Here is a 10,063-nt window from a genome sequence, read left to right on the forward strand (position 1 = left end):
TCTTTAGGCTTCCTTGGCGGGCGCTACCCAGTTTTGCTGGGGAATCGGCAGTTCGCAGGAGTCGCCACGGCCCATCGGGAAATACTTGAAGCCTTTGCGCGCCAGGCGTTCGCCGTCGTACAGGTTGCGACCGTCGAAGATCACCGGGTTTTTCAGGCGGGCATGGATCAACTCGAAATCCGGTGCCTTGAATTGCTGCCACTCGGTGCACACGATCAGCGCATCGGCGCCGCTCAAGGCCGATTCCGGCGTGCCCAGCAGGGTCAGGCGCGACTCGTCACCGTAGATGCGCTGGGTTTCCTGCATGGCTTCGGGGTCGAACGCACGGACATTGGCGCCGGCCGCCCACAGGGCTTCCATCAGCACGCGGCTCGGGGCATCGCGCATGTCATCGGTGTTGGGCTTGAACGCCAGGCCCCACAACGCGAAGGTCTTGCCTTGCAGCTCGCCCTGGAAGTAGGCGTTGATGCGTTCGAACAGCTTGCTCTTCTGGCGCTGGTTGATCGCTTCGACCGCTTCGAGCAGGTCGCTGGAGCAGTTGGCTTCCTTGGCGCTGTGGATCAGAGCGCGCATGTCTTTGGGGAAGCACGAGCCACCGTAGCCGCAGCCTGGGTAGATGAAGTGGTAGCCAATACGCGAGTCGGCGCCGATGCCCAAACGCACGGCTTCGATGTCGGCGCCCAGGTGTTCGGCCAACTCGGCGATCTGGTTGATGAAGCTGATCTTGGTGGCCAGCATGCAGTTGGCGGCGTACTTGGTCAGTTCGGCGCTGCGCAGGTCCATGAAGATGATGCGGTCATGGTTGCGGTTGAACGGCGCGTACAAATCACGCATCACTTCACGCACTTCTTCGCGCTCGCAGCCGATGATGATGCGGTCCGGGCGACGACAGTCGGCAACGGCCGAGCCTTCCTTGAGAAATTCCGGGTTGGAGACGATATCGAACTTCAGGTGGCGACCGGCAATGTGCAGGTTTTTTTCGATATGGGCGCGCAGGGTGTCGCCAGTACCGACCGGCACGGTGGATTTTTCTACCAGGATCACCGGTTCCACGCGATGGCGCGACACGGCATCGCCCACCGACAGCACGTATTTGAGGTCGGCCGAACCGTCCTCGTCCGACGGCGTGCCCACGGCGATAAACAGCACTTCACCGTGTTCTACGGCGAGTTTTTCGTCATAGGTAAAGTGCAGGCGCCCGCTTTCCAGGTTTTCCTTGACCATGGCAGCCAGGCCCGGCTCGAAGATGGTCACGTGGCCTTTTTGCAGAGACTCGACTTTGCTCTTGTCCACGTCCATGCAGATCACATCGTGACCGACTTCGGCCAATACGGTGGCCTGTACCAGACCGACGTAACCGCTACCAAATACACTGATTTTCATGGGGCATTCCTGGGGCTTGCAACGCTAGCACGACGAGAGTTAATAACCAGAACACCGAGAATGACCAAGGCCACTCCCAGGGTTTTTGAAAGCGAAAAATGTTCGTTGAACACCGGCAGGCTGGCCGCCAGCAGGTACACCAGCGCGTAGCTGATGCTCAGCAATGAATAGGCACGCCCGAGGGGCAAGTGCTTGAGCGCGCCAAGCCAGCACAGCATCGACAGCGCATAGGCGATGATCGCCAGCGTCACCACGCCCAGGGCGCCAAGATCGATGGCGTTGCTGTTGAACGCATTCAACCATTCGGTCGGCAATGGCAGGCGCGTCATGCTCCAGCGCATGCCCAACTGAGCGGCGCTGACCAGGCCGACACTGCCCAAAGCCAGGGCGAACCCTTGCGCGCGGCTCATACGTGACGCCCCAGCAGCACAACGCCACCGATCACCAGCACGACACCCAGCCAGTGACGGCTATCAATGTGTTCATGGAAGACAAACCGCGCCATCAGCGTCACCAGCACAAAATTGAGGCTGAGCATGGGGTAGGCGATGCCCACTTCCAGGCGCTGCAACACCAACAGCCATACCAAAAGGCCAAAGCCCAGGCACACCAGCGCGGACCATAGCCACGGCGAGCGCAGTTTCGGCGCCCAACCGTCAGGCTGGTCACGCCAGCTTTCCACCGCGAACTTTTGCGAAACCTGGCCCATGCAGGTGAGCAGGCAGGCGCCCAACAGGAGAAGCAAGGTGATCATTGCGCGGCCTGTGGGAAAATCAGGATAACGATACTGCCCTGCTCATAACGCTTGCCGTCTTGGGGCAGCAGGTTCACTTCGGCCACTTCATCGTCGCCCTTGACCCGCATGACCACGCCAACCGAGCCTTTTTTACGCGCCTCGCTCATCCACTGCTGGACGTCAGCGGTGCCGACCTTACGATAAGCGGTGTCCGGGTAGGCAATGCCGTACTTCACTTCACCGACCGTGTTGTACAGCGCAACCTCCGGGCGACCCAGGCGCCATGACAGCGCCGATGCAGCGCCAAGGTCATTACTGAGCAGGGCGGTGGTCGGTTGCAGTTCGGGCAAATGGTCGATGATGAACTGGTCCGGCGTCTTGTTGTAAACCACCGAATGCGGCAGGGCAGCGGGCACCAGAGCCACCAGCAGCCAACTGCCGATTGCCGGCGCAGCCCATAGCTTCAACGGGCGCGCAGCTTGCAGCAGGTTGACCACGATCCAGCCGAACAAGAAGGTGAACAGCAGCACCAGGCTGAACGTCTCCTGACCCGGCTCATACACCGGCTTTTTCAATTGGAACCAACTGATGGCCAGCAACGCCACGATCCCGATAGCCAGGTTCAACCAGCCATTGATGCGCAAGGCGCGGCCATGCCCCTTGGCCAGCTTGTCGCTGAGCGTCGAGCCCATCAACAGGGCCAAGGGCAGCAGGCACGGCATCACGTAGGACGGCAACTTGCCTTTGGCCAGGCTGAAGAACGCCAGGGGCATCAACAGCCACAGCAGCAGGAACGCTGTTTTGGGCAGGCGTTTTTCCAGCCAGGCCTGTTTGACCGTGGACGGCAACAGGGCGATCCATGGCAACGAGAACGCAACCATCAGCGGCAGGTAGAACCAGAAGGGCTCGGCATGTTGGGCGTCATCGCCGGCAAAACGCTGGATGTGCTCGTGCCAGAAGAAGAAGTTCCAGTAGTCCGGCTCTTGCAGGTGCACGGCCAGCGCCCACGGCAGGCTGACGACAATGGCAACGACCACCGCGACCACGCCATAGCCCAGCAACTCACGAAAGCGTTTCTGCCAGATCGCGTAGGGCAGGGCGATCAACACCGGCAGCAGCCAGGCCAAGAAGCCTTTGGTCATAAAGCCCATGCCGCAGGCAAAGCCGAGCAAGGCCCAGGAGCCCAAACGGCCGTTGCGTGTGGTGCTGTCGAAACAAAACCACAAGGCCACGCCCGTCAGGTTGACCCAGAAGGTGAACTGCGGGTCCAGGTTGGCGTAACCGCCGAGCAAGGCCACGCTGACAAAACTCATGTACAGCACGCTGCTGACCAGGCTTTTTTGCGGGTCGTTCCACAACCGGCGCGAAACCAGATAAACCAGGAGGATGCTCAGCCCCGTGCTCAAGGCCGACGCAAAGCGCACGCCGAACAGGTTCTGCCCGAAAATCGCCTGGCCCAGTGCGATCATCCAGTAGCCGGCGGCGGGTTTCTCGAAGTAGCGGATGCCCATGAAGTGCGGCGAGGCCCACTTGCCGGTCAGCAGCATTTCCTGGCTGATTTGCGCATAACGGGTTTCGTCCGGAATCCACAGGCCGTGGGAGGCCAGGGGCAACAGGTAGAACACGCCAAAAGCCAGCAGGAGCAGGGGCAATGCCCAGCGCCGGATCATGCCTGTTGTACTCCGAGCCAACCCTCGCGGCCGCTGAGCGCGCCGCGCACCAGCTGTTGCTGGGGCAGGGTGGTCACATCCGCGGGCAACAGGTCGCCCAAGGGTTTGAAGTCGATGCCGCGCTGCCCGGCCTGGGCAAGCAGTTGGCGAAAATCGTCAGCCATCAGAATCCCTTCTACTTCTGCGTGGATCGTATAGACGTTCAGCTTCGACTCGGCGAACCGGTCAAGAATGAAGCCGTTGAAATCTTTGGCAGCCACCACCGGCCCGACGACTTCGTCGAAGGTCGGCAGGTCTACCGGAATTTGTGGGGTGCCCGCGCTGCCATCGGCCAGGGTCGGTCGAAACAGGCTGGTGCCCCGGCAATCGCTGTTGTAGCGAAAGTTGAAACCTTGTTTGGCTTGCACCACGCGCTCATCGGCACGCCAGCCGGCGGCTGCCGAACAGTCGATGCGTTCACCCAGGATGTCGCTCAGGGTGTCCACGCCACGACGGATCTGCTCGACCAGCTGTGCGTCGCTCCAGCGCCCGGTGTTGGCTTGCCAACCGTGATGGTCCCATGCGTGCAGGCCGACTTCATGGCCGGCGGCCTTGGCCTGGCGCATCAAGTGCCCCAGGTCACGGCCGATCGGCTTGCCTGGCCAGGCGGTGCCGGCCAGCAAGATGTCCCAGCCATACAGGCCGGCAGCATTGGAACGCAGCATCTTCCACAGAAATTGCGGGCGGATGAGGCGCCACAAATGGCGCCCCATGTTGTCCGGCCCGACACTGAAGAAGAACGTCGCTTTAACCCCGGCTTCATCCAGGGATTCAAGCAACCGCGGCACACCTTCACGGGTGCCACGGTAGGTGTCGACGTCGATTCGCAAGCCTGCCTGCATTACTTTTTGTCCGCGATTTCGAGCATGGCTTCTTTCAGGAAGAAGTCCAACGTGTTGCCGATGGTCTCGCTCATCTTGACGGTCGGCTCCCAGTTCAACAGGCGCTTGGCGTTTTCGATGCTTGGCTTGCGGTGTGCCACGTCCTGGTAACCCGTGCCGTAGAACGCCTTGCTTTCTACGTCGCGGAAACCGGCGAACGGAGGGAAGTTGCTGCTCAGCGGGTGAGCTTTGAACTGACGCAGCAGCTCTGCGCCCAACTCACGGATGCTGGCTTCGTTTTCCGGGTTGCCGATGTTGATGATCTGGCCGTTGCAGGCATCGTTGTCGTTATCAATGATGCGCGCCAGGGCTTCGATGCCGTCGGCGATGTCAGTGAAGCAACGCTTTTGCTCACCACCGTCGAACAGGCGGATTGGCGTACCTTCCACCAGGTTCAGGATCAACTGGGTGATGGCGCGCGAGCTGCCGATGCGTGCCGAGTCCAGGCGGTCGAGGCGTGGGCCCATCCAGTTGAACGGACGGAACAGAGTGAAGTTCAGGCCCTTGTCGCCGTAGGCCCAGATCACGCGGTCCAGCAGTTGCTTGGAGACCGAGTAGATCCAGCGCTGCTTGTTGACCGGGCCGACCACCAGGTTGGAGGTATCTTCGTCAAAGTACTGGTCCTGGCACATGCCGTAGACTTCGGAAGTCGACGGGAAGATCACGCGCTTGTTGTACTTGACGCAGTAGCGAACCAGTTTCAGGTTTTCTTCGAAGTCGAGCTCGAACACGCGCAGCGGGTTGCGGGTGTATTCGATCGGCGTGGCGATGGCCACCAGCGGCAGGACCACGTCGCACTTCTTGATGTGGTACTCGATCCACTCGGAGTGGATGCTGATGTCGCCTTCCACGTAGTGGAAGTTCGGGTGGCTGCGCAGGCGCTCGATGGCGTCGGAGCCAATGTCCAGGCCGTAGATTTCGTAACGGTCGTCACGCAGCAGGCGCTCGGACAAGTGGTTACCGATAAAGCCGTTAACACCCAGGATCAGTACACGGGTGCGACGTGGCTTGCGGCCGGACTCGGCGCCGCGCAGCACGGAACCGTCGACCAGGCCCAGTTCGTCAGCCAGGGACGGACCGGCCAGGTACAGGCCGTTTTCGTTGCGCTGGCCGAACTTGACCACCAGGGAGTCTTCACCGCAGGCGATGCGCAGCGGGTTGACGCTGATCACACGGCCTGGGGCCAGGCCTTCGTTGCCCTTGACCACGTCGGCTTGCCAAACGATGAGTTTGTGCTCGCCGACAGCGCAGAATGCGCCCGGGTAGGGTTGGGTTACAGCACGAACCAGGTTGAACAGCTCTTCAGCCGGCTTTTTCCAGTCCAGCTTGCCATCAGCGGCCGTGCGGCGACCGAAGTAGGTGGCCTGGCTGTCGTTCTGGGCCGTTTCGGCCAGCTTGCCTTGGGCCAGCTGTGGCAGGGCATCATGCAGCAGGTGGGTGGCCGCTTCACGCAGTTTGGCGTGCAGGGTCAGGCCGGTGTCAGTGCGGTCGATGACGACTTTTTGCTGGGCCAGGATCGCGCCCGCATCGGCACGCTTGACCATGCGGTGCAGGGTCACGCCGGTTTCGGTTTCGCCGTTGACCAGCACCCAGTTGGCCGGAGCGCGGCCACGGTATTTAGGCAGCAGCGAACCGTGCAGGTTGAACGCGCCTTTTTTGGCGGTGGCCAGCAGGGCTTCGCTCAGCAGGTTGCGGTAGTAGAACGAGAAGATGAAATCCGGGTTCAGCTTGGCAATGCGCTCGATCCACAGCGGGTGGTTGGCGTCTTCCGGCGCATGCACCGGGATGCCGTTACGGGCACAGAGCTGGGCGACGGAGCCGTAGAAATTGTTTTCCTTGGGGTCGTCGGCATGGGTGAACACGGCAGCAATGTCGTAGCCGGCGGTCAGCAGGGCTTCAATGCCTGCACAGCCAATATCGTGATAAGCGAAGACAACAGCTTTTGAAGTCATGACGAAACCTGATCGGAAGGAGAAGTAGGAGAGTGGGAAGTTGCCAGGCCGTCGACGACGACGACCGGAGCCGGTTCTGCGGGTTGGTTACGCAGCACCTTTTCAATAAAGAACCGTGGACGGGCACGCACGTCACTGTACATGCGCCCCAGGTATTCACCCAAGAGGCCCATGCCGATGAATTGGCCACCGGTGAACACAAACAGCACCGCGAACAGCACGAACATGCCTGAGCCGGCCCATTCGGCGCCGAACACCAAACGCAGGAACACCAGCGCAAAGGCAAACAGCATGCCCAGTGCCGCCAGGCTGAAGCCGACGATGCTCAGCAGGCGCAGCGGGGTGGTAGTCATGCAGGTCAGCAGGTCGAACATCAGGCTGATCAGGCGCATGGCGCTGTATTTGGACTCGCCATGCTCACGCTCGGCGTGGTGTACCAGGATCTCGGTGGTGTGGCGGGCAAAGCCGTTGGCCAGGATCGGGATGAAGGTGCTGCGCTCGCGGCAGGCCAGCATCGCGTCGACGATGGTGCGACGGTAAGCGCGCAGCATGCAGCCGTAGTCAGTCATGGCCACGCCGGTGGAGCGCTGCACGGCCAGGTTGATCAGGCGCGAAGGCCAGCGGCGGAAGGCCGAATCCTGACGGTTGTTGCGCACGGTGGCGACGACGTCGTAGCCCAGGGCGGCTTGCTCGACCAGGCGCGGGATTTCTTCGGGCGGGTTCTGCAGGTCGGCGTCGAGGGTGATGATCACCTCGCCACGGCACTGCTCGAAGCCGGCCATGATCGCGGCATGCTGGCCGTAGTTGCGGTTGAGGATCACCGCCACGACGTTGCTGCCGTCTTCTGCGGCAGCGTCTTCCAGCAATTGGGCCGAGTTGTCGCGGCTACCGTCATCCACCAGGATGATTTCGTATTCGTAAGCCAGTTGCTTGCAAGCTGCGGTGGTGCGACGCAGCAATTCAGGCAGGCTCTCTTGTTCGTTGTAGACCGGGATAACGATCGACACGCAATGAATAGGGTAGGGTTTCAAAGATTCATGACCTCGGGGCTAGAACAATTGGAGCGTGAAAACAGCAGTAATCCATCGATAAACAACGCCGAAAGATTAAACAACGTAGCGTGGGGTTGCGGCATTCATTCGACTTTCCTGAGGACGGGCAACGGTTTCTTCCATGGGCTAGCAGATTAAAGACCAAAACTATTAAAGGTAAAGCGTAATCAACAGGTTAGTCGGGGAAGGCGCGGTTCGTTCTCAAGTCCTGGGGCCAAGATTAAGCGGAAAATTGTTGAACGAATATGAAAGGCGGATGAAAAACTCGTTTATTTGACAGGTAGACAGGTAGGGTTCAGCTAAACCGCTGAGGCGCCTGGGGATTGGTTCTGCGGGCAAAACCGCGACGAATTGCGCACCGGTGCGCAGGTGGGCAAAGTTATTCAACAAACTTCTCTGCATTGGCCCTCAAGTGCCGGTAAAGTAAGCCATCTCTTGCCAGGGTACTCGGATGAATAGTGTGCAGATTTTGCGCGGCCAGTTGCGGCCTGCATTGATGGGCTTGTTGATGGCGGTGGCCTGTGTCACGACGGTTCGAGCCGATGATGGCGTGGCGCTTACCAGCATCGAGCAGGTGCCGGAGGGCGTGGAAGTGCGCGGCAAACAGGTCGCGGCCTATACCTGGGACGACCACCAAGGCAAGAACTTGCTGGTACTCGCCGAGCAAGTCAGTGAACGTGATGACGACGGCACCCAGTCGGCATTTGTCTACGCGGCCCAATATTTGCTCGGCGGCGACCGCCCCAAGCGTGTCTGGATGCTCTATGACGATGTGCAGCACTGCGAATTCGACGCAGGGCTGCGTTTTGACATGGCGGCCACCAAGGTCACTGACCTTGCCGGCGATGGCATTACCCAGGCCACGGTGGGCTATTCGCGCACCTGCACCAGCGACGTCAGCCCGCGTGAGTTCAAGCTGATCATGCATGTCGGCAAATCGCAGAAGTACCGCCTGCGTGGCGTCGATCGCGTCGGCGCAAGCTGGTGGGACGAGGACGCTGGTGCCCTGCGCGGTATGCCGCTGCCGACCGACTGCAGCGTTGCCGCGCAGCAGGCATTGGTCAGCCAGTACAAGGAGCAGGGCACCGAGTTGCCGCTGCCGGGCTGTTATGGCGATGAAAGTGACTTTGCCAAGGCGCCGGACAGCTACCTGGCGTTCATGCGTCAGCACTGGTTTGCACTGATGCACAAACAGGACGCCGATTGGAGCCAATCCCAGGCCCAGCCGCAGGCGCAGGACCCGACCGAGGATGACGAATCGGCGCAGTGATTTGGTGCCAAGCCCTGTCCTGGGTTAGACTCGGCCTTCGCCAATTCACTAAATACCTCGATTAAACAAAGGCTTGAACGAGGTATTTAATCCAAAGGCTGATCTACCTTGACTGAGTCTATCCGCAACCCACTAACCCTTTACCTCACCCGCTTGGCGCCCTCCAGCCAACTGACCATGCGCTACGTGCTGCAAGATGCCGCCGACCGCCTGGGCTATGAAGACATCAACCTGGAAGAGATCGACTGGCACCTGCTGCAACCCGAACAAGTGATTGCTCTGGTTGGCGCATTGCGCGAAGACGGTTGTGCGCCGAATACGTCGTCGCTGTATGTGAATGCGGTACGCGGGGTGATGAACGAGGCTTGGCGGATGAGTCTGATCAGTCAGGACCACCTGTTGAAGATGCGCTCGGTCAAGGCCACGCCGGGCACACGCCTCGGCCAGGGGCGTAACCTGCGCCGCAGCCTGATCCGCGAAATGATGGAAGTCTGCGCCGCCGACCCACGCCCCCAAGGCCTGCGAGATGCCGCCGTGATCGGCATCTTGTATGGTTCAGGCATGCGCAAGTCGGAGTCGGTCAACCTCGATCTGGCACAGATCAATTTCGATGAACGCAGCTTGCGGGTGATTGGCAAAGGCAACAAAGAACTGATCAAGTACGCCCCGGCCTGGGCGTTTGACAAGTTGCAGGCCTGGCTGGCGTTTCGCCGCGAGCAGCTCAAGGACGGCGAGCAGGACGATAGCTTCCTGTTCAACCGTATCCGCCGTGGCAGCCATATCACCCGTGAACGCATTACCAAACACGCGATTTACTACATCGCCCGCCAACGCGGTGAACAGGTGGGGGTGAAGATCATGCCCCATGACTTCCGGCGCTCGTTTATCACGCGGGTGATTGAAGAACATGACCTGTCGATTGCGCAAAAACTGGCGCATCACACCAATATCCAGACCACCGCCAGTTATGACGTGCGCGACGACAATGAGCGACGCCGGGCGGTGGACAGGTTTGATTTGTAGCCTGAGACACAGCAAAGGTTCTGGAACCACCTGTGGCGAGCAGGCTTGCCCCAATAT

9 protein-coding genes are annotated in these 10,063 nt (G+C 60.3%); 2 read left to right on the plus strand and 7 right to left on the minus strand.

Annotated features, from left to right (window positions below; all coding sequences use genetic code 11):
• Positions 1-3: 3 nt before the first annotated feature.
• The 7 genes from K0H48_RS13780 to arnC are packed head-to-tail and all read right to left on the minus strand — an operon-like array spanning position 4 to position 7,692.
• Entirely contained in the window at positions 4-1,383 is a 1,380-nt protein-coding gene (locus K0H48_RS13780; RefSeq protein ID WP_219267895.1) for a UDP-glucose/GDP-mannose dehydrogenase family protein, read from the minus strand.
• Positions 1,380-1,793, minus strand: a complete 414-nt coding sequence (gene arnF, locus K0H48_RS13785) for a 4-amino-4-deoxy-L-arabinose-phosphoundecaprenol flippase subunit ArnF (protein ID WP_219267896.1) — start codon at positions 1,791-1,793, stop codon at positions 1,380-1,382. The genes K0H48_RS13780 and arnF overlap by 4 nt, the downstream gene beginning before the upstream one ends.
• Positions 1,790-2,137, minus strand: a complete 348-nt coding sequence (gene arnE / locus K0H48_RS13790) for a 4-amino-4-deoxy-L-arabinose-phosphoundecaprenol flippase subunit ArnE (RefSeq protein WP_219267897.1) — start codon at positions 2,135-2,137, stop codon at positions 1,790-1,792. Before arnE ends, arnF begins: the two co-directional genes overlap by 4 nt.
• The gene (gene arnT, locus K0H48_RS13795; protein WP_219267898.1) at positions 2,134-3,789 is read right to left on the minus strand and encodes a lipid IV(A) 4-amino-4-deoxy-L-arabinosyltransferase; all 1,656 of its coding nucleotides are present in this window, start codon (positions 3,787-3,789) and stop codon (positions 2,134-2,136) included. The genes arnE and arnT overlap by 4 nt, the downstream gene beginning before the upstream one ends.
• Positions 3,786-4,670 (minus strand): 4-deoxy-4-formamido-L-arabinose-phosphoundecaprenol deformylase, encoded by an 885-nt coding sequence (arnD, locus tag K0H48_RS13800; protein WP_219267899.1) that lies wholly within the window; start codon positions 4,668-4,670, stop codon positions 3,786-3,788. The genes arnT and arnD overlap by 4 nt, the downstream gene beginning before the upstream one ends.
• Complete coding sequence (gene arnA / locus K0H48_RS13805; protein ID WP_219267900.1) at positions 4,670-6,661, minus strand: bifunctional UDP-4-amino-4-deoxy-L-arabinose formyltransferase/UDP-glucuronic acid oxidase ArnA; 1,992 nt, start codon at positions 6,659-6,661, stop codon at positions 4,670-4,672. The genes arnD and arnA overlap by 1 nt, the downstream gene beginning before the upstream one ends.
• Entirely contained in the window at positions 6,658-7,692 is a 1,035-nt protein-coding gene (gene arnC / locus K0H48_RS13810; protein ID WP_056860018.1) for an undecaprenyl-phosphate 4-deoxy-4-formamido-L-arabinose transferase, read from the minus strand. Before arnC ends, arnA begins: the two co-directional genes overlap by 4 nt.
• Positions 7,693-8,164: 472 nt before the next feature.
• Here arnC and K0H48_RS13815 point away from each other — a divergent pair, with 472 nt between their 5' ends.
• Together K0H48_RS13815 and xerC are read left to right on the plus strand one after the other, a co-directional pair.
• Positions 8,165-8,983 (plus strand): M949_RS01915 family surface polysaccharide biosynthesis protein, encoded by an 819-nt coding sequence (locus K0H48_RS13815; protein ID WP_219267901.1) that lies wholly within the window; start codon positions 8,165-8,167, stop codon positions 8,981-8,983.
• Positions 8,984-9,091: 108 nt separating this feature from the next.
• On the plus strand, positions 9,092-10,006 hold the full coding sequence (xerC, locus tag K0H48_RS13820) for a tyrosine recombinase XerC (RefSeq protein WP_219267902.1): 915 nt from the start codon (positions 9,092-9,094) through the stop codon (positions 10,004-10,006).
• Positions 10,007-10,063: the final 57 nt, after the last annotated feature.

Source organism: Pseudomonas sp. Xaverov 259 (assembly GCF_019352915.1).
GTDB lineage: Bacteria > Pseudomonadota > Gammaproteobacteria > Pseudomonadales > Pseudomonadaceae > Aquipseudomonas.

Excerpts from the sequence above, each read along its gene's own strand:
- arnT (WP_219267898.1), bottom strand. The coding sequence starts at position 3,789 with ATGATCCGGCGCTGGGCATTGCCCCTGCTCCTGCTGGCTTTTGGCGTG.
- K0H48_RS13815 (WP_219267901.1), top strand. The coding sequence starts at position 8,165 with ATGAATAGTGTGCAGATTTTGCGCGGCCAGTTGCGGCCTGCATTGATG.
- arnD (WP_219267899.1), bottom strand. The coding sequence starts at position 4,670 with ATGCAGGCAGGCTTGCGAATCGACGTCGACACCTACCGTGGCACCCGT.
- arnA (WP_219267900.1), bottom strand. The coding sequence starts at position 6,661 with ATGACTTCAAAAGCTGTTGTCTTCGCTTATCACGATATTGGCTGTGCA.
- arnE (WP_219267897.1), bottom strand. The coding sequence starts at position 2,137 with ATGATCACCTTGCTTCTCCTGTTGGGCGCCTGCCTGCTCACCTGCATG.
- arnF (WP_219267896.1), bottom strand. The coding sequence starts at position 1,793 with ATGAGCCGCGCGCAAGGGTTCGCCCTGGCTTTGGGCAGTGTCGGCCTG.
- K0H48_RS13780 (WP_219267895.1), bottom strand. The coding sequence starts at position 1,383 with ATGAAAATCAGTGTATTTGGTAGCGGTTACGTCGGTCTGGTACAGGCC.